This is a genomic window from Nocardia sp. NBC_00508, assembly GCF_036346875.1.
Lineage (GTDB): Bacteria > Actinomycetota > Actinomycetes > Mycobacteriales > Mycobacteriaceae > Nocardia.
In genome coordinates this window covers 5,381,954-5,405,361 of the sequence record NZ_CP107852.1, presented here as the reverse complement: position 1 = coordinate 5,405,361, position 23,408 = coordinate 5,381,954, and the positions used below count along the sequence as shown (strand labels likewise).

General features: G+C 68.5%; 18 protein-coding genes. 12 read left to right on the top strand and 6 right to left on the bottom strand.

Going from position 1 to position 23,408, the window contains the following annotated elements; translation table 11 throughout:
• Positions 1-12 precede the first annotated feature (12 nt).
• On the bottom strand, positions 13-168 hold the full coding sequence (locus OHA40_RS24115) for a hypothetical protein (RefSeq protein WP_330229160.1): 156 nt from the start codon (positions 166-168) through the stop codon (positions 13-15).
• Between OHA40_RS24115 and OHA40_RS24110 the strand changes: the two genes are divergently transcribed.
• Positions 167-568 carry a PaaI family thioesterase gene (locus OHA40_RS24110; protein WP_330229159.1) on the top strand — a complete coding sequence of 134 codons (402 nt, stop codon included), beginning with the start codon at positions 167-169 and terminating at the stop codon, positions 566-568. The genes OHA40_RS24115 and OHA40_RS24110 overlap by 2 nt on opposite strands.
• Here OHA40_RS24110 and OHA40_RS24105 read toward each other — a convergent pair.
• Positions 565-1,668: an MAB_1171c family putative transporter gene (locus OHA40_RS24105; RefSeq protein ID WP_330229158.1), complete on the bottom strand. Its 1,104-nt coding sequence runs from the start codon at positions 1,666-1,668 to the stop codon at positions 565-567. The two genes, OHA40_RS24110 and OHA40_RS24105, sit on opposite strands and share 4 nt — an antisense overlap.
• 736 nt (positions 1,669-2,404) lie before the next feature.
• Here OHA40_RS24105 and OHA40_RS24100 point away from each other — a divergent pair.
• Positions 2,405-3,112 (top strand): TetR/AcrR family transcriptional regulator, encoded by a 708-nt coding sequence (locus tag OHA40_RS24100; protein ID WP_330229157.1) that lies wholly within the window; start codon positions 2,405-2,407, stop codon positions 3,110-3,112.
• A 12-nt stretch (positions 3,113-3,124) separates the two neighbouring features.
• Here OHA40_RS24100 and OHA40_RS24095 read toward each other — a convergent pair whose 3' ends face one another.
• Positions 3,125-3,673, bottom strand: coding sequence for an ester cyclase (locus OHA40_RS24095; protein ID WP_330229156.1), 549 nt, complete (start codon positions 3,671-3,673; stop codon positions 3,125-3,127).
• 571 nt (positions 3,674-4,244) lie between these two features.
• Here OHA40_RS24095 and OHA40_RS24090 point away from each other — a divergent pair.
• The 7 genes from OHA40_RS24090 to OHA40_RS24060 are packed head-to-tail and all read left to right on the top strand — an operon-like array spanning position 4,245 to position 17,457.
• Entirely contained in the window at positions 4,245-10,568 is a 6,324-nt protein-coding gene (locus OHA40_RS24090) for an SDR family NAD(P)-dependent oxidoreductase (RefSeq protein WP_330229155.1), read from the top strand.
• Positions 10,565-11,992 carry an aminotransferase class I/II-fold pyridoxal phosphate-dependent enzyme gene (locus tag OHA40_RS24085; RefSeq protein WP_330229154.1) on the top strand — a complete coding sequence of 476 codons (1,428 nt, stop codon included), beginning with the start codon at positions 10,565-10,567 and terminating at the stop codon, positions 11,990-11,992. Before OHA40_RS24090 ends, OHA40_RS24085 begins: the two co-directional genes overlap by 4 nt.
• Complete coding sequence (locus OHA40_RS24080) at positions 11,989-13,998, top strand: CRTAC1 family protein (RefSeq protein WP_330229153.1); 2,010 nt, start codon at positions 11,989-11,991, stop codon at positions 13,996-13,998. Before OHA40_RS24085 ends, OHA40_RS24080 begins: the two co-directional genes overlap by 4 nt.
• A complete protein-coding gene (locus OHA40_RS24075) occupies positions 13,995-15,164 on the top strand; it encodes an enediyne biosynthesis protein (protein ID WP_330229152.1) in 1,170 nt (389 codons plus the stop codon). The genes OHA40_RS24080 and OHA40_RS24075 overlap by 4 nt, the downstream gene beginning before the upstream one ends.
• Entirely contained in the window at positions 15,161-15,664 is a 504-nt protein-coding gene (locus OHA40_RS24070) for a flavin reductase family protein (RefSeq protein WP_330229151.1), read from the top strand. Before OHA40_RS24075 ends, OHA40_RS24070 begins: the two co-directional genes overlap by 4 nt.
• A 15-nt stretch (positions 15,665-15,679) precedes the next feature.
• Positions 15,680-16,642: a DUF1702 family protein gene (locus tag OHA40_RS24065; protein ID WP_330229150.1), complete on the top strand. Its 963-nt coding sequence runs from the start codon at positions 15,680-15,682 to the stop codon at positions 16,640-16,642.
• A gap of 11 nt (positions 16,643-16,653) precedes the next feature.
• The gene (locus OHA40_RS24060; RefSeq protein ID WP_330229149.1) at positions 16,654-17,457 is read left to right on the top strand and encodes an SDR family oxidoreductase; all 804 of its coding nucleotides are present in this window, start codon (positions 16,654-16,656) and stop codon (positions 17,455-17,457) included.
• A gap of 63 nt (positions 17,458-17,520) precedes the next feature.
• Here the strand turns inward: OHA40_RS24060 and OHA40_RS24055 are convergent, their stop codons facing one another.
• The gene (locus tag OHA40_RS24055; RefSeq protein WP_330229148.1) at positions 17,521-17,958 is read right to left on the bottom strand and encodes a DoxX family protein; all 438 of its coding nucleotides are present in this window, start codon (positions 17,956-17,958) and stop codon (positions 17,521-17,523) included.
• Positions 17,959-18,056: 98 nt separating this feature from the next.
• On the opposite strand from OHA40_RS24055, the gene OHA40_RS24050 reads away from it, so the two are divergent.
• Positions 18,057-18,626, top strand: coding sequence for a TetR/AcrR family transcriptional regulator (locus tag OHA40_RS24050; RefSeq protein ID WP_330229147.1), 570 nt, complete (start codon positions 18,057-18,059; stop codon positions 18,624-18,626).
• An 87-nt stretch (positions 18,627-18,713) separates the two neighbouring features.
• Entirely contained in the window at positions 18,714-19,100 is a 387-nt protein-coding gene (locus OHA40_RS24045; RefSeq protein ID WP_330229146.1) for a hypothetical protein, read from the top strand.
• Positions 19,101-19,109: 9 nt separating this feature from the next.
• Here the strand turns inward: OHA40_RS24045 and OHA40_RS24040 are convergent, their stop codons facing one another.
• Entirely contained in the window at positions 19,110-21,563 is a 2,454-nt protein-coding gene (locus OHA40_RS24040) for an FHA domain-containing protein (protein ID WP_330229145.1), read from the bottom strand.
• 620 nt (positions 21,564-22,183) lie between these two features.
• Between OHA40_RS24040 and OHA40_RS24035 the strand changes: the two genes are divergently transcribed.
• On the top strand, positions 22,184-23,110 hold the full coding sequence (locus OHA40_RS24035; protein WP_330229144.1) for a DMT family transporter: 927 nt from the start codon (positions 22,184-22,186) through the stop codon (positions 23,108-23,110).
• Here the strand turns inward: OHA40_RS24035 and OHA40_RS24030 are convergent.
• Entirely contained in the window at positions 23,086-23,244 is a 159-nt protein-coding gene (locus OHA40_RS24030; protein ID WP_330229143.1) for a hypothetical protein, read from the bottom strand. The genes OHA40_RS24035 and OHA40_RS24030 overlap by 25 nt on opposite strands.
• Between the last annotated feature and the right edge of the window lie 164 nt (positions 23,245-23,408).

Here is a 23,408-nt window from a genome sequence, read left to right as displayed (position 1 = left end):
TGTTCATCGGGTTCATGTCCAGATACCCGCGCGCACGGCGAAGCGTTTCAGCGCGCGGGGACCGATACCGAACCGATGCCAGGGTCTCCGTTGCACAACGTGCGCGGGCATCCGATTACCGACGACGTAATCGACGCCGGACACCGCGTCGGGCAGGATCGCGCTCATGATCGACGAGACGGGCACCGCGCTCTTCCACCGGACCATGCCGTTCACCGAGCGCCTCGGCATCGAGGTGCTCGCGCAGGGACCCGAGCTGGTATGCAGCCGGCTGGCCTGGGACGAGTCGCTGTGCACCCTCGGTGGCGTCCTGCACGGCGGGGTGCTGATGTCGCTTGCCGACGCGACCGGTGCGGTGTGCGCGTTCCTGAACCTGCCCGAAGGCAAGCAGGGCACCACCACGGTCGAGTCGAAGACGAACTTCCTGCGTGCCGTGCGCTCCGGCTACGCCACGGCGTCCGCGATTCCGCTGCATGCCGGACGCTCGTTCATCGTGGTCGAGACGGTGATCCGCGATGACGCGGACAAGCTGGTCGCGAAGGTCACCCAGACCCAAGCAGTGCTCTAGACGCCGACGAGGCCGGCGCGGGCGGTGGGCCACACCCGGGCGAGCGCGAGCAGTTGCCGCAGTCCGGCGTCGAAATCCGTCGCGGGCACGGGCAACCGGGCCGGGGCCGATCCGACCCGCGCGGACCCCGACTTCCGCGCGCGTGTCGCCTGCGCCACTTGGTGTGCGTAGTCGGTCAGCGGACAGCCCGACCCGGCCGGGCCGACCGTGGCCGGAGCGTAGCGACCGAGGTGCAACAGGGCGTCCTGGATCTCTACGGTCATCCGCATCAGCCGGGACGACGCGTCGGTGCGTTCTTCCGGGACGGGAGGCAGGACGATCTCGGGAACCGCCGCGGTGAGATCTCGCCACAGCGGGCGCAACCTGCGGCAGGATCGCCCGGCACGGTCGAGCTCCGCCGCGGCGAGCAGCGTCCTCACCAGCGGAATGGCAGTGAACATCGCGTCGAGTACCAGGCACACGGTGACCGTCGCTTCAACCCTGGTCAGGTGCGTTCCCCCGCCCTGCCACCCGGTGACCGCCTGCACCAGCGACAGCGCCAGATTGGCGCCGAAGAGAGTTGCTGCCCATGCCATTACGCCGGAGACCAGCTTTCCCTCCACGCCTATCCCACCGGACCGCAGCTCCCGCAGGCACATCCGGGCCAGCAGCGAGGTGTTCAAGAGCAGCGGCAAGCCGAACGCGGTCCACACCACGATGTCCCCTGGGCTCGCGGTCAGGTCGACCAGTCGTCCTTCGCGGCGCGCCGACGTGCCCGCCAGCAGGATCGTGGCAGCGCATCCGGCGGCGAGCAGAGCGCAGACGCGGTGCCTGCGCCAGACCGCTACCGGGTCCGCGTCGAAGGCCCAGACACGGACGATCCCTTGCAGGCACATCGACGACATCACCGTGCAGCCGAGCGCCAGCTGATGGGCCAGGCTCGCGACACCGGGCGTCATGTCGCAGCGGTACAGCAGCAAGCTCAGCAAACCCCACAGGAACAGCCGGTTGACCAACTGATCGACGACGGTGTCGCGCACGACCACCGACCGGCCCGCGAGCACCGCGGCGACGAGGCCGATCGCAGGCCAGGCGATGACTCCCGGAATCGGTGACAACATCGATGGACCTCCCACCCTCGAAACTGTCCCCTGTGGACGATACCGTTGCCGGGTGTCAGTGACCGCCCGCATAGAGAACCGGCAGCAGCCGGCTACCGAGGCGCGTCATCCTGCCCTGGCGATTTCGCCCGCTCGGATCCGCACCACGCACGGATCCGGGTGGCGGCTCGCTCCGCACCAGCTAGCCCGAGGTCGATCTTGACAAGTACGCGATCCGCTAACCCGCCCGTCGAGCGCATGTCTGATTTGTCCGATCCGAGACATCCTCTGCCATTCGCCGGGTTGAGACGGAGACCGCTTGTCACCGACCCCAGGACCGCGGCGTCTCGATCGTCAGCTGCCACAGCGAAGCGCTGGAGAGCGAATTCGGAAAGGACGCAAAACATTTGGCGCAACGGCCGAGAGTGTTACGCTCTATCACATACAGTCTCAGTGACGACACTCACCTCCGACACGCACCTCCCGGCGGGTGCGCCCGCTTCTCGTAGCCCGCGAACGCGGACCCATTTCACGCTCTGCCCGCCAGTTCGTGCGGCAAGGACGGAGATATCTGTGCGCGATGAACCACGATCAGCGTCCCGGACCGAGCGAGTCGATGGTGCATCGATCGGCGCCGAAGTCGTTCCGCCGGTCCTGCTTCGACGCCGTGGCCGACCGCACAGCAACCTAGAAGACCTATGCGTCGCGGCCTGACCGTGGTGGGGAATCGGAAGCGATGAGCAAACAAACTGCCGGAATGACCGAATTAGCCGTGCGCCCGACCGCCGCGCCCGACGCGATGAGCACCGCGCTGCGCGATCGCCTGATCGACGCGACCGTGGAGGTGGTGTCGACCGAGGGGTTGCACGCCCTCACCGTCCGCCGGGTGTCGCGCATGTGCGGAGTCTCCACCATGGCGGTGTACTCCAATTTCGGCGGCATGCCGGGCCTGATCCGCGCCGCGGGTTCCGCGGGCTTCGCGCAGCTGGCCGACCGCATGACCGCGGCGGGAGTGACCGACGAGCCGATCGCCGATCTGCTGGTCCTCGGCCTGGTGTTCCGTGACGAGGCACAGCGCGGGCCGGAGCTGTTCCAGCTGATGTTCGGCACCGGAACGCGCATCGACATGAAGATCAACCGAGGCAATGTGCTCGTGGCCGGGCATGATTCGGAGTTCGAGCACTACCAGGAAACGTTCGATCACGTGGTCGGCGCGGTGCGGCGAGCGCAGGGCGCGGGGCTGATCAATTGCCCCGACATCCGTTCGGCGGCCGCACAGCTGTGGATGGGCCTGTTCGGCTTCGTCCAGCTGGAGATGGCCGGACACCTGGGCGACGACGGTCTCCTCGAGGTGCTGGTCCCCGCCATCGTGCATCTGCTCGTCGGTATGGGCGCCGAACTGGAGACCGTCGGCGCCGCGGTCCTCGTGGCGATGGAGCGGTTCACCGCCGAACCCGGCGACTGATCCGGCCCCGGCTCAGAACGGCAACCGGGACCTGACCCGCTGGGCGCGCGCCATAGCGCGTTCGGCGGCGCTGCCGCGCGGCGGCATCAGGCCCAGTTGGAGCAGCATCTCCTGCAGATCCCAGCTGGCCTGGCTGCGCCAGATCAGCCCGGAGCGGAACTGCCAGAGATCCACCACGAGCAGGTCGAGCTTCTTGCCGGTGGCGGCGAACCCTGGTGGGTCGATCGGACCGAGATGCGTACCGGTCATCCGCCACGGCACGAGGGCGAGCCGGTTGTCCGCGGCGAGCACCGGCGGAAACGGGTTGGCGTAGGCCACGTCCGGGAACGAGCGCACCGTGTCGGCGACGAACTTCTCGACTCCCGCGCGACCGTGCGCCGGCTCGGACAGGGACGGATCGTGCCAGATGGTGTCCTCGGTCGCGCATTTCGCGACGGCCGCCGGGTCCCCGCTGTTCCAGCCCGCGATGTACTGCTCGGTGAATTCGGCCAGCCACGCCACGCTCTCGATGGGTTCGGCTTCCGCCTCGATTCGGAACTGTCCGGTGTTGTACGTAACCACGGCGCATCGCCTTTCACCCCGAGTGCGTAGTCGACGAGCCATGGTAGCCGCTCCCCCGCCTCTCCGCATATTCAGGCCGTACCAGTGAGGTGGCGGGTGGATTTGCGTTCGGGTCCCGCGTTGGGGGCCGCTCGAGTTCTTGGGGTTCTCAACAAGTTACCCACGTGCTCACGAAATCAGTTGTCCCGTTGACATCGGGACGTCGGCTACCCGACGGGACAGGAGCGAATAACGCTGTAATTTCTCCGGTCTCGACTAGACAATAACCCTGTAATAACAGGTGAATAATGCTGTCATACCCATTCTGACCTGCGGTGATGACGTATTTGATATCGACTGAGGCGCAATAGTTTTCACTCGTGTACTGCGCGATACCGTATTGACCTCAGCGAATCAGCGCTCCTACCATGGGTGGACACTGACCTCCGACCACGGAACTACTTCCTCTCCGGACGGCGCCTACGACGGAACATGTTTACCGGCGTCGCGATTCCGGTTGTCTCCACGCTGATTCGATGGCGCCGATCCGACCGCAGGCGTTTTCGAGTACCTGAGCATCAGGGGTTTTTGCATGCCCAATGTAGCAATTGTCGGTATCGGCTGCCGTTTTCCGGGCGGCATCGATAGCCCGGCCTCTTTCTGGGACTTCGTCGTGCACAAGGGCGACGGCGTCGTGGAAGTCCCGCCGGACCGCTGGAATCTCGCGAAGTTCTACGACCCGGACCCGGACGCGCCCGGCCGGATGTACACCAGGCACGGCGGATTCCTGACCCAGCCGCTCTGGGAGTTCGACGCCGAGTTCTTCGGCATCTCCCAGCGCGAGGCCTCGATCATGGACCCGCAGCAGCGGCTGCTGCTCGAGGTCGCCTGGGAGGCGCTCGACGACGCCGGGATGGCGGGCCGGGTGAGCGGTCGCGAGGTCGGCGTGTTCGTCGGCGGCTTCATGAACGACAACGCGCTGGTGCGCAGCGGGGCGGTGTCCCGCGCCTCGATCAACAGCCACAGCCCGACCAGCTCGTCGCACACGCTGCTGTCGGCCCGCATCGCGTTCCTGCTGGACCTGCTCGGGCCCACCATGACCATCGATACCGCCTGCTCTTCGTCACTGGTCGCACTGCATCAGGCGGTGCTCGCCCTGGAGTCGGGGGAATGCGAGACGGCGATCGTCGGCGGCGCCAACGCGATGCTGCGGCCCGAGGCGTTCATCTCGATGTGCAAGGGACGCTTCCTCTCCGTCGACGGCCGGTGCAAGTCCTTCGACGCCGCGGCCGACGGGTACGGTCGGGGCGAGGGCGCGGGCGCCATCGTGCTGAAGTCGCAGGAGGCGGCGGTCCGCGACCGCGACCGGATCTACGCGGTGGTGCGCGGCAGCGGCGTCAACCAGGACGGCCGCACGCTGGCCATCCCGGTGCCCAACCCGGACGCGCAGGCCGCCCTGGCCCGGCGGGTGCACCGGCTGGCGGGCGTCGACGCGCACGACGTCCGCTACGTGGAAGCACACGGCACCGGGACGCCGGTCGGCGATCCGCTCGAATTGGCCGCGCTGGGTGCGGTGTACGGCGCGGTCGAAGGCCGCGGCGAGCCGCTGCCGGTCGGTTCGGTGAAGAACAACATCGGGCACACCGAAGCCGCCGCGGGCGTCGCGGGCGTCATCAAGGCGGCGCTGACCCTGCACCACGGCGTCATCGCGCCGCAGTTGCGGCTGGACAACCCGAACCCGGAGATCCGGTTCGATGAACTGCGAGTGCGGATTCCGCTGGAGGCCGAGCCGCTGCCCAACACCGACGGACAGGCCGCGGTGGCGGTCAACAGCTTCGGCTACGGCGGAACCAACGCGCACGCCGTCCTCACCCGAGCGCCCGAAGCGCCCCGCGAGGACGCCGCGCGGACGCCGATCACCGTGCTGCCGCTGTCGGCCCGCAATGAGACCGCGCTGCGCACCATGGCCACCCACCTGCACGGCCTGACCGAGAACGCGCCCGTCGGCGCGGTGACCGAAGCGGCGTGGACGCAGCGCGCGCACCATCCACTCCGCGCCGCGTTCGCCTACCGTGACAGCGACGACCTGCGGTCGCAACTGGCCGATTTCGCCGCGGGCGCAGGCAAATCGCCGGCCCGCGCGCTCACCGACGGCTCGACCGAGCCGGTATTCGTGTTCAGCGGCATGGGCCCGCAGTGGTGGGGCATGGCGCGCGGCCTGCTCCAGGCCGACGGCCACTTCGCGGCAACGGCGCGATCGATCGACGAGACCTTCCGCGAGATCGCGGGATGGTCGATCGTCGAAGAACTCCTGCGCCCGGAAGAACAGTCGCGGATCATCCAGACCGCCTATGCCCAGCCGGCGAACTTCCTGGTGCAAGCAGCGCTCACCGCGGAACTGGCCGAACTCGGCATCCACCCCGCCGCGGTGGTCGGCCACAGCGTCGGCGAGGTGGCCTCGGCCTACGTCTCGGGGTCGCTCTCGTTGCGTGAAGCGCTGCTGGTGAGCTATCACCGCGCCAGGTTGCAGGCCACCACCGCGGGCAGCGGCGGCATGCTTGCCGTCGGCCTGGCGGAAGAGCAGCTGCGCGAACGCCTCTCGGGCATCGAGGGGGTCTGCGTCGCGGCGATCAACAGCCATACCGCGGCTACGCTGTCCGGCGATCCGGCCGAATTGGACCGGATCCGGGAAGAACTCACCGACGAGGGCGTCTTCGCCAAGGCGTTGCGCGTCGAGGTGCCCTACCACAGCCATCTCATGGATCCCATTCTCGGCGACCTCACGACGGTGCTGGCCGAGCTCGCGCCGCAGCCCGCGCGGGTGCCGATCTGGTCCACCGTCACCGGCGGCGAACTGTCCGGACCGGGCTGGGACGCCGCCTACTGGTGCCGCAACGTGCGCGAGCCGGTGCTGTTCGGCGCGGCCGTGGACAGCCTGCTCGACGCGGGTCACCGGGTCTTCCTCGAGGTGGGGCCGCACCCGGTGCTCAGCGGCAACATCCGGGAGGCGTTCGTACGCCGCGGCCTCGACGGCGCGGCGATCAGCACCCTGTCCCGCAACGCCGACGACCGCGACAACCTGCTCCGCGCGGTCGGCGACCTGTACCAGGTCGGCGGGCTGGACGCCACGTCGGCGCCCGGCGCGCCGGAAACCCCTGCCGCGCACCTGGACCTGCCGCGCTACCCGTGGCAGCGCCGCACCCTGTGGACGGAGGACCCCGCGATCGAACGCGATCGCATCGGAGCCACCGACGGTTACGTCATGCTCGGCCAGCGCACTGCGGCGTCCGCACCGGAGTGGGAGATCGAACTGTCCGTGGCCACCCTGCCGTGGCTGCCCGATCACGTGGTGGACGGGTCGGTCGTGCTCCCGGGCGCGGCCTACCTGGACGCGGCGCTCAGCGCCGCCGCCATCCGCACCGGACGCTCGACGTTCGGCCTGGAGTCGGTCCAGTTCGTCGCGCCGCTGGTGATCGGCCGACACGACGTGCCGGTGCTGCGACTCACCGTCGAGGAGACCACCCGCCGGTTCACCCTGCGTTCCCGCACCGCCACCGGCACCGCCTGGACGGTCAACGCGCACGGCAGGCTGATCGAGGCGGACGTCGACGCGCGAACGATCGACCTCACCCCGGCGGCGGACGCGGTCGAGGTGGCGGCCTCGACGCTCTACGACGGGCTCGCCGCGCACGGGCTGGCCTACGGCCCGAGCTTCCGGCTGATCACCGCCGCCGAGGTCGGGGCGGACTCCGTGCTGGCTCGGCTCGATCTCACCCCGCTCACCGAGAACGCGCCGAACCTGCCGCACCTGGCCCACCCCGCGGCGATCGACGCCGCGCTGCAGTGCTTCGCCGCTCTCTATGCCCAGACCGCGACCGGAGCGAGTGTCGTGGTGCCGTCCTCGGTCGCCGGGGTGCGGTGGACCGGACCGTTGCCCGAGCAGGCCGTGGTGCTGGTCCGCCGGGCAGGCGCCGACCCACTGTGCGCCGACATCACCGTCGCCTCGCCGGATGGCACTGTCGCACTGATGCTTTCGGGCGTGCGATTCACCAGCCTCGCGGCCGAGCCGGATTTGCACGACCAGCTCGACGAGCTGTTCTACGAGCCGGTGTGGTCCATCGTCGACGACGCCCCGGCTGTCGACGAGCCCTCGGACGGCGAGGAGTTCCTGCTCGTGGTCAGCCTGGGGAGCACCGTCTCGCAGCGGGCGAAGGAAATCGCCAGCGCCCGCACCGCGTCGGAGATCCTCACACTGGCGCCGGAGGAGACCGGCGCCGCCGAAGGCTTACTCGCGGCCCTGCGCGCCGCCCACGAGCGACCCGACGTGGCGCGCAGCCGCCTCGTCGTGGTGTCCGGCGCCGAACTGGACACTGTGCCGAATGCCTACGGGCTCGCGCTGGTCGCCAAGGCGGTCGGCGAACTGGTGGTCGGCGAGGAGGAGGGCGACGCCCCGGCGGCGGAGGTGCGCGCGGTGGTCGTCACCGAGCGGGCGTTCTGCCTGCCGACCGACGACTTCGGGCATCCCGCGCAGGCCGCGCTCACCGGCGCGCGGCGCACGCTGCGCAACGAGCAACCCGCGGCGCACTGGCGGCTGGTCGACACCGAACCGGCCACCCGCGCCGCCGACGTCATCGAGCAGGTACTCGGCGACGAGCAGGCCGACGAGGTCGCGCTGCGCGCGGGCGCGTGCTGGGCGCTGCACCTGCGCAAATCACTGCGCGAGCAGGTGGCGCACTGGGACGAGGCCGCGCCGCTGACCGAGCCGGAAAGCTCTTTCCAGCTGGAGATCCCGCGCTCGCGACTGCTTCCGGACCTGGCGTGGCGCGCGGTCGATCGCGTGGCGCCCGGACCCGGCGAGGTCGAGATCCGGATGGAGGCGGTGGGCCTCAACTACAAGGATGCGCTCAAGGTGCTCGGCGTGCTCACCGAAAAGGAGCTGGCCGGAACGTATTTCGACACGGCGCTGGGCATGGACGGGTACGGCGTGGTGGAGCGGGTCGGTCCCGGCGTGACCGGGATCGCGGTGGGCGACCGGATGTCGGTGTGCGCCAAGGATATGACCCGGCGCTATCTCACGTGCCGGCCCGACGAAGGCGCCACGATGCTGATCGACTATGTGGACTCGGAGATCGACCCGTGCCACTCCAGCTCGGCGCTGCCCTTCCTCACCGCCGAATTCGCCTTCGACCGGCTCGCGCACCTGCAACCAGGTGAAACGGTGCTGGTGCACGGAGCGGCGGGCGGCATGGGCATGGCCGCGGTCCAAGTGGCCGTGCACCTCGGCGCGCGAGTGATCGCGACGGCCGGCTCGGACGAGCGACGCGCCATCGCCGCGGCGGCAGGCGCGCACGAGGTGGTCAATTCGCGCTCGATCAGCTTCGTCGACGATGTGCTCGCACTGACCGACGGACGCGGCGTCGACGTCGTCTACAACTCCTCCCCCGGCGAGATCCTCCAGCAGAACCTGCGCGTGGCTGCCGAGTTCGGCCGGATCATCGAGATCGGCAAGGCCGACATCTACGGCGGCGGCGCCATCGACCTGCGTCCGTTCGACCGGAACCTGTCGTTCTTCGCCGTGGACATGGACCGGGCGCTGGCCGTGCGTCCCGAAATCGTCCGCCGCGGGATACGCCGCGCGATGAAAGCGTGCGACCAGGGCATCTACAGCCACCTGCCCTACACGGCGTTCCCGCTCGACTCGACCGCCGAGGCGTTCGAGACCGTGGTGCGGTCCAAGCAGATCGGCCGCGTGGTCCTCGATCTGCGTGCACCGAATCCGACCGTACTGCCCAAACGGCCGAGTCTGCCCGTCGATGCCGAGGGCAGCTACCTGGTGACCGGAGGGTTCGGCGCGTTCGGCCTGGCTACCGCGCGCTGGCTGGTCCGGGTCGGCGCCCGTCGCCTGGTGCTGGTCGGGCGTAGCGGCGCCACCGGGGATGCGGCCCGTGCCGCGGTTGCCGAATTCGTCGCCGCCGGAGTCGAAGTCGTCGAGGAGCGCGTCGACGTGGCCGACTACGACGCCGTCGCCGCGCTGATCGAGCGCACCCACACCGGCGACCATCCGCTGCGCGGGGTGTTCCACGCCGCGGGTGTGGTGAACAACATCGAGGTCCCGTACATCACCGCCGAGTCGCTGGCGGAGATCTTCGGGCCCAAGGTGGCCGGCGCGGTGAACCTGGACACCGCGGTCACCGCCGCAGGCATCGACCTCGACATGTTCGTGCTGTTCTCCTCGGCCAGCAGTATTGTCGGCATCCCCCCTCAATTCGGCTATGCGGCAGCCAATTCCGTGCTCGACATGATCGCCGCTTCCCGGCGCGCCCGCGGCGCCGCCGCGCTTTCGGTGAACTGGGGCTTCATGAGCGGTGGCGGCGGCATGGCCGACTACGAGGCGGTCACTCGGTACGCCGAGCGGACCGGTTACCGCTCGGTCGACATGGACACGGCCACCGAGATGCTCGGCGAGTGCCTGCTGCTGGACCTGCCGCAGATCGTGCTGTTCGACGTGGACTGGAGCCAGTGGGCGTTGGCGCACCGCCCGTCCACGCGCACACCGCGTTTCGCCGAACTGGTCGCGGCCGCGGGCGGCGGCGCATCCGGCGCGGGCGCGCTACGGGCGGAGATCTTGCGGCTGGGTGCCGAGCAGCGCGGCGAGGTGGTCGCATACCTGCTGGCCGAACAGCTGGCCGCAGTGCTCGGCGTCGACGCCGAGACGGTGGATCTGAACACCCCACTGCCCGAACTCGGCATGGACTCACTGATGGGCATGGAATTCGCGGCCCGCGTCGTGCAGACGCTGGGGACCCAGCTGTCGGTGCTCGCGGTGATCGGACTGACATTGCGCGGGCTCGGCGCGCGAATCGCCGAGCAGATCGCACAGGAAGAAGAACGCGCAGCGAGAGCGAGGATGAATTGACCGACAACAACTCTCGTAACCTGGCCCGCACACTGCTGGCCAGGCACACGACCGGAGAAACGGGCGCGGCCCCGGCGACCACGAACGCGGCGCCTGCCGACAACGGCTCCGCCACCGCGGCGGTGGCCAACGGCAACGGCGCGCGGCGCGGGGTCGCGCACACCTCCTTCCGCGATCATCCCGGCGTGCTGGAGGCCGGGCAGCGGTTCGGGCGGTTCGACGCGTGGGTGCAGCAGGTGGGTCTGGTGAACCCGTACTACCTGCCGCACGAGGGCGTCAGCGGGGCGGTGACCCGGATGGCCGACCGGGATGTGGTGAACTTCAGCAGCTTCGGCTACCTGGACCTGGCCGCCGACCCGCGGGTGCGACAGGCGGCCAAGGACGCGATCGATCAGTACGGCACTTCCGCCGCCGCGGTCCGCATCGTGGCGGGCGAGCTGCCGATCTACCGCGAACTCGAAGCGGAGATCGCCCGAATCTACGACACCGAAGCCGCTCTGGTGACCGCGAGCGGCTACCTCACCAATGCCGCGGCGGTCGGATTCCTGCTGGGTAAGCGCGATCTCGCGGTCTGCGACGCGCTGATCCACCACAGCGTGGTCTCCGGCACCGAATGGTCGCGCTGCAAGCGGGTTTCGTTCCGGCACAACGACCCCGAGTCGCTGGAGACCATCCTGAAGATGTCACGGCGCAGTTTCGATCGTGCCATGGTGATCATCGAGGGCCTCTACAGCATGGACGGCGACGTGGTCCGGCTGCCCGAGATCATCGAGGTGGCACGGCGTTACGACTGCTCGATCATGATCGACGAGGCGCATTCGTTCGGGACGCTCGGCGCCACCGGCCATGGTGTGCGCGAACTGTTCGACCTGCCCGGCGACGCCGTGGACGTCTGGATGGGCACCCTGTCCAAGGCGCTCGGCAGCGTGGGCGGCTATCTCGCGGGCAACCGGGAGCTGGTCGACGGATTCAAGTACGTCGCGGGCGGATTGAGCATGTACACCGCCGCGCCTGCGCCCTCGGCCATCGGGTCCGCGCTGGCCGGGCTGGAGGTGCTGCGCGACGAACCGCAACGCGTGACGCAACTGCGGCACAACAGCGAGTACTTCCACCGCCGCGCCAAGGAATACGGCTTCGACATCGGCACGTCCGAGGATTCGCCGATCATCCCGGTCATGACCGGCGCCGACGAACCCGCGGTGCTGGCCGCGCTGGCGATGTTGCAGCGGGATTTCAGCGTGAACGCCATCACCCACCCGGTCGTCCCGGCCGGGGAGGCAAGGCTGCGGTTCTTCATCAACTGCAGGCACACCGAGCAGCAAATGGACCAGGCACTGGCCACGCTGCGCGAGGTGCTCGACGGACTCGCGGACACCGCGGGAAAGCAATTCACTCTCGCCCATGAGGAGGAGCAGCGCTCGTGAAAGTTCCCATCAACCGATCTCTCCTCCGAAAAGCCGTAGTGCCCGGCGTGGCCCTGCTGCTGATGGGCTCGCTGTTCATTCCCGCGCGGTCGTCGCTGCTGCCCATCCACGACGAGGCGGGCGGGCCGATCGCGAGCAAGTTCGACTTCACCGCGATGCCGATCGCCCTGCCCAAGGGGCTGCCCACCGATCGCAAGATCCGCCACCTGCGTCCGGCCTACGACCACCTGGCGGCCTGGATCTCCTCGATCGGCTCGGCCGTCGCGATGAACGACTTCGACGGCAACCGGCTGGCCGATGACCTGTGCGTCGTCGATCCCCGCTCGGACACCGCTTTCCTGAGCCCGACGCCGGACAGCAACACCAGCCGCTACGAGCCGTTCGTGCTGGACCCGAAGCCGCTGCCCATCGACGAGTCCACTGTGCCGTCGGGTTGCACACCCGGCGACTTCAACGGTGACGGCCGGATGGACGCGCTCGTTCAGTACTACGGCCGCACGCCGATCCTGTACTTGCAGCGCGCGAACGCCAACCGCCTGGACTCCAAGGCCTTCCGTCCAGTGGACCTGGTCGCCTCGCCGAACACCCCGGACGGCAGCTATCAGGGCCAGCGCTGGATCACCACGGTGGTTTCGGTCGCCGACTTCGACGGTAACGGCAAGCCGGACATCTTCCTGGGCCATTACTTCCCCGATATGGACGTGCTGACCGACGACGCCGAACTCGCGCTGCGGATGAGCGACTCGCTGTCCAACGCGCGCAATGGCGGCAAGGCCCGCATCTTCACGCTGGCCTCCGCCAAGTCGGGCGACGAGCCGACCGCCGACTTCCGCGAGGTGGCCAATCCGTTCCCGATCGGCACGGATACCGGGTGGGCGCTGGCCGCCGCGTCCAGGGACCTCACCGGCGACCAGCTCCCGGAGCTGTACGTGTCCAACGACTTCGGGCGCGACCGCCTGTTCGTCAACCAGTCCGAGCCGGGTGACATCCGATTCCATCTCGCCGAAGGCGAGCGCGGCCCCACCGACCCGAAGTCGTATGTGATGGGCCACGATTCGGACAAGGGCATGGCCGCGGAGTTCGGCGATCTGAACGGCGACGGCATGCCGGACCTGTTCGTCAGCAACATCGCGGTGCGATTCGCGCTGATGGAAGGCCACTTCGCCTGGTACAACACGGCCAAGGACACCGCGGACGCTTCGCGTCAGCTGGCCGAGGGCGTCGCGCCGTTCGAGAACCGCGCGACCGATGTCGGCCTGGCCTGGGAGACGTGGGGCTGGGACGCCAAGACCGGCGACTTCGACAACGACGGCCGCAACGAGCTGGTCCAGGCCACCGGCATGATCAAGGGCGAGACCAACCGGTGGCCGCAGATCCAGGAACTCGGCACCATGAACGACGAGCTGGTCAAGTACCCGTGGGCCTGGCCGATCGTCGGCGCGGACGCCGATCTGGCCGGCAGCGATCCGGTCGGCTTCTTCAGCCGCGGTGACGACGGCAAGTTCGCCAATCTCACCCACGCACTCGGGATCGACACCCCGGTCCCCTCGCGCGGTATCGCCGTCGGCGACACCTCCGGCAACGGCGCGCTCAGCTTCGCCGTCGCCCGGCAGTGGGGCGATCCGACCTTCTACCACAACAACAAGGCGAACAACGGCCAGTTCCTCGGCCTGAAGCTGGTCAAGCCGACCTGGGAAGGCGCCACCACGACCACCGTGGCCGGGCTCCCGGTCCAGGGTGTTCCCGCGGTGGACGCCCAGGTGGAGGTGCGCACGCCGGACGGCAGGCTGCTCACCAGCTACGTCGACGGCGGCAGCGGGCACACCGGAAAGCGTGCCACCGAAGTACATCTCGGTCTCGGCAGTGTCGATCCGGCCGCCGCGCTGAACGTCGTGATCCGCTGGCGTGAGAACAACGGCACGCCGCACGAACAAACCCTCCAGCTCGCGCCGGGCTGGCACACCGTGAACCTCGCCTCGGACGCGCAGGAGGTCAAGCAGCGATGAGCGACAACGACAAGAAGGAGCCGGGCGACGCGGTGGCCGCGTCGAACGGCCATCCCGAAACCAGCCCGGACGGCAACGGCAGCGCCGCGGCCAACGGCGGCTCCGACGGCAAGGGCACGGCCACCACCACCGCGGAACGCATCTCGGCCCTGCAGCGGTCGGGCACCGAGTTCGCCAAGGAGTGGGTGGAAACGCCGGCGCCCGCGAAAGATCCGCGCTACTTGGCGCTGCGCAACTTCGCCATCTCGATCACGGTCTTCAACGTCATCGGGTTCCCGCTGCTCGGTTTCGAGCAGCCGTTCCTGTGGCCGTTCATCGCGCTGGCCACCGCGTACTCCACCGAAATCGGCTTGGAAGTCCTTGCCGCCTGGGCGTACAAACGGCCGCCCGCCTTCATGGGCCGCGGGCCGCGCGGACTGTTCGAGTTTCTGCTGCCCGCGCACATCACCGGTCTGGCGTTCAACTTCCTGGTGTTCGCGCACGACAAGCTGTGGCCGGTGATCTTCGGCATCGTGGTCGCGGTGGGCACGAAGTGGGTGCTGCGCGCCAAGATCAACGGCAAGGTGCGGCACTTCATGAACCCGTCGAATTTCGGGATCGTGGTGGCCTTCCTGGTGTTCCCGATGATCTCGGTGGCGCCGCCGTACCACTTCACCGAGTACATCTCCGGACCGCCGGACGCGATCATCGTGCTCGCGCTGCTGACCACCGGCACCATGCTGAATTCCAAGCTGACGAAGAAGATGCCGCTGATCCTCGCGTGGCTGAGCGCGTTCGCGTTGCAGGCTATCGTGCGCGGGCTCTTCGAACCGAACGTCTCGATCCTGGCCGGTCTGAGCATGATGACCGGACTGGCGTTCGTGCTGTTCACGAACTACATGGTCACCGACCCCGGCACCACGCCGTCGGGCAAGAAGCAGCAGATCGTATTCGGCGCGTCGGTCGGCATCCTGTACGGCGTCGTCACCGCGCTGCACATCTCCTACGGGTTGTTCTTCGCGTTGGTCATCGTGTGTTCTGCCCGCGGCATCTACTGGTGGGTCCGCAGTGGCGTCGAATGGTGGCAGCAGCGCGACGCGACGCCGAGCGCAACGCAGCCGTCGGGTCCGGTCGCGCCGGATGAGGACGAGCCCGCCGAGTTGGCGACGGAGGCGGCCCGCCCATGACCGAAAGCGCCGAGCTGCGCCGCGTGCTCGGCGCTTTCACCACCGGTGTCACCGTGGTCACCACCGGGTGGCCACGGCCGCACGGGATGACCGCCAACGCGTTCACGTCCGTCTCGCTGGATCCCCCGCTGATCCTGGTGTGCGTCGCCCACACGGCGCGCCTGCACCGGGCGATCCACGAGGCGGGCGCGTTCGCCGTTTCGGTGCTCTCGGCACGGCAGGAGCCGGTGGCACGGTATTTCGCCGACTCGGCGCGCCCCAACGGTAGCGTGCAGTTCGACCAGGTCGAGTGGTTTCCCGGACCGCACACCGCCGCGCCGATGCTGGCGAATGCGGCAGCAGGGCTGGAATGCAAGCTCGACACCGTCTTCGACAGCGGCGACCACAGCATCGTCATCGGCGAGGTCGTGCACGCCGAACGCGACGCCGAACTGGCCGCCTCGGGAGCGCTGACGTTCTTCGACGGCGGCTTCTGTCCTTTCAACCCTCGAATCCCTTGACGATTGGAGTACCCCATGCCTTCGCCGTTGGGTCCGCTGCGCGCGGCCCTGTTCGTTCCCGGCCCTGCCGCTGTCCGCCGGGTGATGAGCGGGTTCGAGCAGCCCGACCAGCAGACCGCGCTCGAGCTCGAGCAGGTGACCATGCACTTGGTCAGCGGCATCGACTCCGCGGTGCGCAGTTCGAACAATGACGAACTGATCACCGCTCTGCTCCAGGTGCCGCCGAAGTACCGCGGGTTCGCCTACGAGGGCGCTGCGGTCGGCCTCACCGCGATCGACTCGCTGTCCCCCGGCCGCCGCGCCGCGGAACTGATCAGCGGCCCGGCCGGCCAGTACGCCCTGACCATGTACGTCGGGGTCGGCCTGGCGATGTCGAAGATCCCGAAGTTCCGGTGGAACAAGGTCTTTCCGGAGCACCCGCTGTTCCGCTGGCTCGCCATCGACGGCTACGGCTTCTACAAGGCGTTCTTCCAGATGCCGCGTTATGTGCGTGACAAGAAGGTCGAGAACCGCTTCCCCGGCTGGCTCGGTGACCGAGACAATCTGAAGCGCATCATGAGTCAGGGCACCGGTCGTGCGCTGTGGTTCATCGGCGGCGGCAGCCCGGCCGGTGTCGTGCGGATGATCAGCGAGTTCGACCCGAAGCGGCACGCCGATCTGTGGAGCGGCGTCGGCATCGCGGTCACCTTCGCGGGCGGCGTGACACCCGACGCCATGGAGGAACTCTGGGACCTCGCCGGTGAATTCCGGCCGCAATTGTCGCTGGGTTCGGCCATGGTGGCGCGCATCCGGCAGCAGACCAACAGCGTCAACGAGCACAGCGAAGCGGCCGCGCAGGTGTTCTGCGGCACCACCGTCGCGAAAACCGATGCGCTGATCGAGACTGCGCTCGAAGGCCTCCCCGACGACGGCACGTCCGGCACCTACCTGCTGTGGCGGGACCGGATCGCCGACATCGTCACCGCGAGCCGAGCCTGAGGGTCGCCACGATGGCACGGGTCAGCGACTGGGCCGGCAAGCACGTCATCGTCACCGGCGGATCAGAAGGGATCGGCGCCGCGGTGGCGGGAGCCTTCGCGCAGCGTGGCGCGCAGGTCTCGATCATCGCGCGCCGGAAGCTTCCGCTGCGCGACGCCGCGAAACACCTCGGTGCGGACTGGGCCGCCGCGGACGTGACGCGTGCGGACCAACTCGGCTCCGCCATCACGGAATTGGAGCAGCGGAACGGGCCGTGCGAGGTCATCGCCTGCTGCGCCGGCCTCGCGCTGCCCGGCCGGTTGCTCGAGGTGGATGCCGAGGAGTTCGAGACGCAGATGTCGGCGAACCATCTCGGCGCCGTGCACGCGGTGCGCCGGGTGCTGCCCGGCATGATCGAGAGGTCGAGAGGGAAAATCCTTCTCGTCAGCTCGACCGCGGCGTTCCTCGGTATTCCCGGTTACACCGGCTACGGGCCGACCAAGGCGAGCATCCGGCAGTTGGCACTGTGCTTGCGCTACGAGGTCGAACCGCGGGGCGTGGACGTCACGGTGATCTACCCGGCCGACACCGATACGCCGGGGCTGGCCGCGGAGAATGTGCGAAAGCCGGTGGAGACCAAGGCCGTCACCGGATCGATCGAGCCGATGTCGGCCGAGCGAGTCGCCGAGGCCGCCGTGCGCGGAATGGAACGCGGCCGCCACCACATCGCCCTCGACCCGCTGACCCGGTTCTTCCTGGCCTGGGCGAATCTGCCGGAGGATCTGGCGCGGCCGTTCCTGCGCCGCACCATCGCGAAGGCGCTCCGCGCGAGCTGACCGCGGCGGCGAAAGGCCCGCCCTCGCATCGGATCCCGGTGCGCGGACGGGCCTTCGGCGTGTTCAGCCGACCAGCACGATCACACAGGCCCCGACGAAGACGACCTGGACCAGCGTCCGCAGCGGCAGCGGCATGGTCTTGATGCCCAGGTCGGCGCGGGCGGCGCGGACGTTCGCCGGGAACAGCGCCAGCAGCAACGCGATCAGGCAGACCGCGGCCAGATCCGCGGTCGCCGGTATCAGCAGTCCGATCGCGCCCGCCACCTCCAGCACGCCGGTCAGCGTCACCAGCGCGGCCGGATTCGGCAGTCGCGGCGGCACCATGGCGATCAGGGCGTCGCGGCGCGGCTGGAGGAAATGCGCGCTCGCCGTGAGAGCGAGCATCATGGCCAGTCCGAGTGCGGTCGCGTGCGCCCAGGAATCGAGCCAGCCGCCGCCGATGAGCCGGCCGATGAGCCGGGCGAGTGCGGTGACGGCGGCGAGGACAACCAGCGGGGCCATCGGGGTCTCCTGTGCATCGAAGCAAATCTTGACAGTGGAAAGATTAAGCACGCCGCCGCAAACTTGTCAATGTCTAGATGATCGGCCACCATCGAGGTATGGCGAAGGACAGCTACCACCACGGCGATCTACGCGCGGCACTGCTGACCGCGGCGGCCGAGCGCATCGCCGCCGACGGCGTCGACGCCCTCTCGCTGCGCAACCTGGCACGGCACGCGGGCGTCTCGCACGCCGCGCCCGCACACCATTTCGGCGATCGAGCGGGCCTGCTCACCGCGCTGGCCACCGACGGCTTCGAGCTGCTGACCGAACGACTCGAGCAGGCCGCCGGGGACTTCCGAGAGGTCGCGGTGGCCTACATTCGCTTCGCGCTCGAGCATCCCGGTCACTTCGACGTGATGTACCGCCACAACCTGCTGCACGCCGACGATCCGAAACTGCAAGCGGCGCGGGAACGTTCGGGCACGGCGCTGCGCTCCGGCGTCTCGGCGATCCAGCCGGAGCACAGCCGATCCCGCCAACAGGCGACTCAACTCGCCGCGTGGTCCCTGGTGCACGGCTTTGCTTCGCTGTGGCGCGAAGGGGCACTACACAATTCGGCGCTGGCCACCGACCCGGATCCGGAGGTACTCGCACGCACGATGCTGTCCACCATCCGGTTCGACTGACCGGAAACCGTCGTGTGCCGAGCCGCCACCGTGTTAGCTGGACATCCGGAAGGAGCAGGCGGCCCCACCCCAGCTGCCCGTCGACACATGGACATCCACGCCTACCCGACCGAGGCGACCACGCCGGTGGACCCGACCGAAGCGCACCGGATCGCCGACCACTACCTCACCGGCGACGACCACGCCTCGCACGGAACCACTTACCGGATCACCGAATTCGACACTTGCTTCGTCGCCGTCGCCGTCTTCGACGGCCCACCGCACGCCGACCCGAACGCGCCGGTAGTGATCGTCGGCGGCTCGGTCTGCGTCATCGACAAGCCCACCGGCGCAGTCTCCTACTGGCCCACATACCCGGCCGCGACGGTCGCCGAACAGTACGCGGCCATGCTCCACGACGGCCGCCTGATCATCGAGGACGACTGGCCGGAGGGAGATGATCAGCCCGACAACGCTGAACCATCCCCTCGATGACGGGTGGCGTCAAAGCCTCGCCCGGCGGGCGCCGCGGCGCCGTGGGCGCAGCTGGTACAGGCGGTACCAGGCCAGCGCGAGGAAGATGACCCCTAGACCGGCGACGACTCCCATGTCGAGCAGCCACGCGCCGAGGGTGTGTCGCCACAGTGGGTCGGGTGCGCCCTCATGGGGTGAGAGTGTGTCGAGGTCGACGGTGGCGGCTCCCGCGCCGTAGCCCCAACGGGACGGCGAGAGATAGGACAGTTGGTCCAGGACGGGTGTGCCGGGGAGCCGCACCAGACCGCCGGTGAGCACCAGTTGCGCCATCGACAGCACTATCAACAGCGGCAGCGTCTTCTCCGAGGTGTCGACCAGTACCGACACCAGCAAGCCCAGTGCCAGCGATGCGATGCCGAGCACCGCCATCGCCAGGATCAGTTCCAGCTCGACCGAGGTGAATATCCCTTTCGCCGGCATACTCTCACCAATGGTGCCGATGAAGAACAACACCGCCGCCTGCACAGTGGTGATCACGCCCAGGACCAGCAGCTTCGACATCAGATAGACGCCGGCCGACAAGCCCGCCGCGCGTTCTCTGCGGTAGATCGTCTGCTCCTTGACGATCTCCCGAATCGAGTTGCCGGTGCCGACGAAGCATGCGGCGAAGATCAGAATCATGAGCTTGGTCGGGGCATCGGTATTGGTTCCCGGCGTCCCGGTGAAACCCTCGCCCGACGGTATCGCGGCGATCAAGCCACCGAGAAGCAGAGGCATCACGCCGAGGAGCGCCAGGTAGCTTCGGTCCGAGGCGATCACCGCCAGATATCGGCGGCACAGCGTACTGAGCTGGCTGAGCTTGGACTGCGGCGCGGGCGGCGGTGCCGGTGGGCGCACTTCCGCCGGGCCGACTTCGTCGGTCAGTCCGACCGCCACGTACTGCTCGAAGCGTGGCGAAGCCTGGAACTCACCGGCCCAGTCGCGGTCGGTGTCGCGATCGAATGCCTGGAAAACCTCAGCCCAGCTGCGCTGCGCGAACTGCTGCAATCCCTCCGCGGGCGGCCCGTAGAAGGCCAGCCGCCCGCCGGGCACCAGGACAAGCAAGCGGTCACAGGAATCGAGATTCGCGACGCTGTGCGTGACGACGATGACGGTCCGCCCGTCATGCGCCAGTTCGGACAGCATTTCCATGACCGTTTTGTCCAGGCCCGGATCGAGGCCGGAGGTCGGTTCGTCGAGGAACAACAGGGACGGCTTGGTCAGCAACTCCAGCGCGACGCTCACGCGTTTGCGCTGCCCGCCCGAGAGCCGATCGATGCGGGTATCGGCGTGCCGCGCCAAACCGAGTTCCTCGAGGACCTCGTCGACCCGCTGCTCCCGCTCCTCGCTGCGTGTGTCACCGGGGAAGCGCAGTTCGGCTGCGTAGAGCAGGGCGCGCCGCGTCTGAAGCTGGCTGTGCAGGATGTCCTCCTGCGGGACCAGCCCGATCCGATGCCGGAGCTCGTCGTAATCGGTGTACAGGTCGCGTCTGTCGTAGCGGACCGTCCCCTCCGTCGCGGGGCGCAACCCGGTGACGGCGCCGAGCAGTGTCGACTTGCCCGCCCCACTTGGCCCGATGACGCCGACGAGCGAACGTTCCGGGATGGGGAAGCTCACCTCGTCGAGGAGCACCTTGCCTTCCGGCGTCCGCACGATGAGGCTCTGCACCGAGACCGACACATCGCCGGTGTCGACGGTCTCGCGCAGTTCGTCGCCGACCAGCCGGGCCGTGGTGTGCCCCATGCTGATCAAATCGGATTCGGATAGGTCTGCGGCGTCGACCCGCGAGCCGTTGACGTAGGTGCCGTTGTGGCTGTCGAGGTCGACGATCCGGTATCTGCCCGGGCCGATCGTGCGCAGCTCGGCGTGATAGCGGGAGACCATGAGGTCGTGCACGACGAGGTCGTTGTCGGCCGCGCGTCCGATCCGGAGGGTGGGCGAGGTGATCCGGACTACCGTGCCGGCGTGGGCCGCCGGAGGCGCCGATCGCGAAACCCGCCGGGGCAGGCCCGGCTCGAACTTGGTGACCGTTGCTTCCTCGTCGAGGTTGTATCCGGGATCGGGGACGACCATCGTGTCTCCGCCGATCTCGCCATCGGACTCGTGGCCGGGTGGTGCTTCCACCGAGCAGGCCAACTGCTCACCGTCCACGGCGTGGCCGAGCTGGAACGTCTCGTCGTGGTCGATCACCATCCGCCCGACCCGGTGGCCCTCGAAAAAGGTCCCGTTGAGGCTGCCCGCGTCCTCGATTTCCCAACCGCCCGAACCCCGCTCCAGAACGGCGTGCACGGAGGACACCCGTGGATCGGCCACAACAATGTCGGCTTCCGGATCGCGACCGACATTATATGCGCCCCCAGCACGTAGCCGATAGACCCGTTCCCTCGTCTGCACCACAAGAACCGGTTCATCGGGAAATTCGGTGGAGGGCAGTTTATCCGCCATAGCGCGAGTATACGACCGTGCCACACTGTCGCCGCAATAGTCGGCCACCCGCCATCCCGCCGCGGTGTTCGCTTGCCTCCAGCCTCACACTCTCTACGACACCCGCCTGACCAGCTCAAACAGACCCGGCGAGCAGGAAGGCGATCGTATCCGGCCCCGTGGAAGCCGCTGCACGAGTCACCCGGCCACGCCGAAAGTAATTCACGATTCAATTCGAAATCCGAACCCCGATCAGGCCGATACGGCGGCTGGACGCAAGATCGAGTCCGAATGTTTCCCAATTCGTTTCCATGGCGCAGAAGCGCCGAATTCTGTCGCTTCCCAAATTGCCTGCCGACAGCGGAAATACCGAGGTAGATCGTTCTTCCATTTCCATAACAAGGCAGTAGGCCCCTGTTATGTGCGGTACACCCGAGCGGCTGACCGCCAGCGCTCCCGCGCACGCCCATCCACCGCTGCACCGCGGACGATTCCGACGGCACCAGCGCATCGAGCCCGGTCGAGCACCGAGTCGCCGAGTCGAGCGAACGACCGAACCGGCAGTTACGAAGGCATCCATTGCTTCTCGGTGGAGCGCCGCGCGTCCGACCCGGCCGACCGCGCCGGAGTAGTCTGCCGGAGTGTCGTCCTCACCGGTCGCCGTCGTTTTCGCCGTCAGTGCGGCCGTGTGTATAGCGCTCGGGGCGGCGATTCGCCAGCGCGCCGCCGCACGAACGGCAGACGCGCCCGACTCGCTCGCGGCCATGGGTGGCATGCTCCGCACCCCCGACTGGTGGCTGGGGACGCTCGTCGGCTTCGGTGGATTCGCCTTCCAGGCGGCCGCCTTGGGTAGGGGCGCGCTGATGCTCGTGCAGCCCCTGCTGGTGCTGTCGCTGCTGTTCGTGCTGCCGCTGGGTGCGTGGCTCAACGGGCGCTCGGTATCGGCCGGCGATTGGGCATGGGCGCTGGCGCTGACCGCCGGGATCGCGATCCTGGTGGTGGTCGGCGACCCCCGGCCCGGCCAGCCGCACGCCGAGACGTTTCACTGGGTGATCGTGGGGCTCCTCGCCGTTCCCTTGTTCACCGCCGCGCTGCTCGGTGCCCGTGCCTGGCCGGGGCGGCGGCGGGCGGTCCTACTGGGCCTGATCGCCGGTGCGCTGTTCGGGCTCGCGGCCGTGCTCGTCAAGGGCGTGCTCGCCACCGCCGACCGAGGCGCGAACGCGGTGCTCGTCTCGGCCGAGACCTACGCGCTGATTGTCGTCGGCCTGTCCGCCACCGTGCTGCAGCAGTACTCGTATCGGGCCGGAAGCCTGCATGCATCGTTCCCGGCGGCGACTGTCGTCGAACCGGTGGTGGTCGGCGCCCTTGGATTCCTGGCGCTCGGCGAGTACCTGGACGTGGACGTCGCGCTGGTCGGGCTGCTGGTGGCCGCGTTCGCGATGGTGGTGATCGCGACGGTCGGGCTCGCGCGCAGCAAAGGCGCCGACGCCGCCCCCGCCCGCCCCGGCCTGCCGGACCACACGCCACGGTGGGACGTACCACCTCAGCTTCGCAGAGACACCTCGTAGTCGTGGAAGCGCACCGCCGACCCTAGACCCGCAATCGAGAGCGCGGGGCCCACGATGGTGTCGTCGACCTCGAATACACGCAGCACCGAGACGTCCGGGACCCGGTTGTACAATTCCGCCAGCACCGCAGCCATCAGTCCGCCGAGGGCTTCCGCACCGGTGTCTCACGGTATGAAAACCATTCCCCCACAGCGTTTTACGCCTCAGTGTCGGAGATCCCGCGGTGACCGTCGCGACCCGGTTCGGCTTCAGCAACGCTACCAAGAGCATTTCCTCTCGCGTCTGCACGAATTCGGCC

Coding starts and splice junctions, on each gene's coding strand:
- OHA40_RS24110 (WP_330229159.1), top strand. CDS start 167: ATGATCGACGAGACGGGCACCGCGCTCTTCCACCGGACCATGCCGTTC.
- OHA40_RS24115 (WP_330229160.1), bottom strand. CDS start 168: ATGAGCGCGATCCTGCCCGACGCGGTGTCCGGCGTCGATTACGTCGTC.
- OHA40_RS24105 (WP_330229158.1), bottom strand. CDS start 1,668: ATGTTGTCACCGATTCCGGGAGTCATCGCCTGGCCTGCGATCGGCCTC.
- OHA40_RS24100 (WP_330229157.1), top strand. CDS start 2,405: ATGACCGAATTAGCCGTGCGCCCGACCGCCGCGCCCGACGCGATGAGC.
- OHA40_RS24090 (WP_330229155.1), top strand. CDS start 4,245: ATGCCCAATGTAGCAATTGTCGGTATCGGCTGCCGTTTTCCGGGCGGC.
- OHA40_RS24075 (WP_330229152.1), top strand. CDS start 13,995: ATGAGCGACAACGACAAGAAGGAGCCGGGCGACGCGGTGGCCGCGTCG.
- OHA40_RS24070 (WP_330229151.1), top strand. CDS start 15,161: ATGACCGAAAGCGCCGAGCTGCGCCGCGTGCTCGGCGCTTTCACCACC.
- OHA40_RS24065 (WP_330229150.1), top strand. CDS start 15,680: ATGCCTTCGCCGTTGGGTCCGCTGCGCGCGGCCCTGTTCGTTCCCGGC.
- OHA40_RS24060 (WP_330229149.1), top strand. CDS start 16,654: ATGGCACGGGTCAGCGACTGGGCCGGCAAGCACGTCATCGTCACCGGC.
- OHA40_RS24055 (WP_330229148.1), bottom strand. CDS start 17,958: ATGGCCCCGCTGGTTGTCCTCGCCGCCGTCACCGCACTCGCCCGGCTC.
- OHA40_RS24050 (WP_330229147.1), top strand. CDS start 18,057: ATGGCGAAGGACAGCTACCACCACGGCGATCTACGCGCGGCACTGCTG.
- OHA40_RS24045 (WP_330229146.1), top strand. CDS start 18,714: ATGGACATCCACGCCTACCCGACCGAGGCGACCACGCCGGTGGACCCG.
- OHA40_RS24040 (WP_330229145.1), bottom strand. CDS start 21,563: ATGGCGGATAAACTGCCCTCCACCGAATTTCCCGATGAACCGGTTCTT.
- OHA40_RS24030 (WP_330229143.1), bottom strand. CDS start 23,244: ATGGCTGCGGTGCTGGCGGAATTGTACAACCGGGTCCCGGACGTCTCG.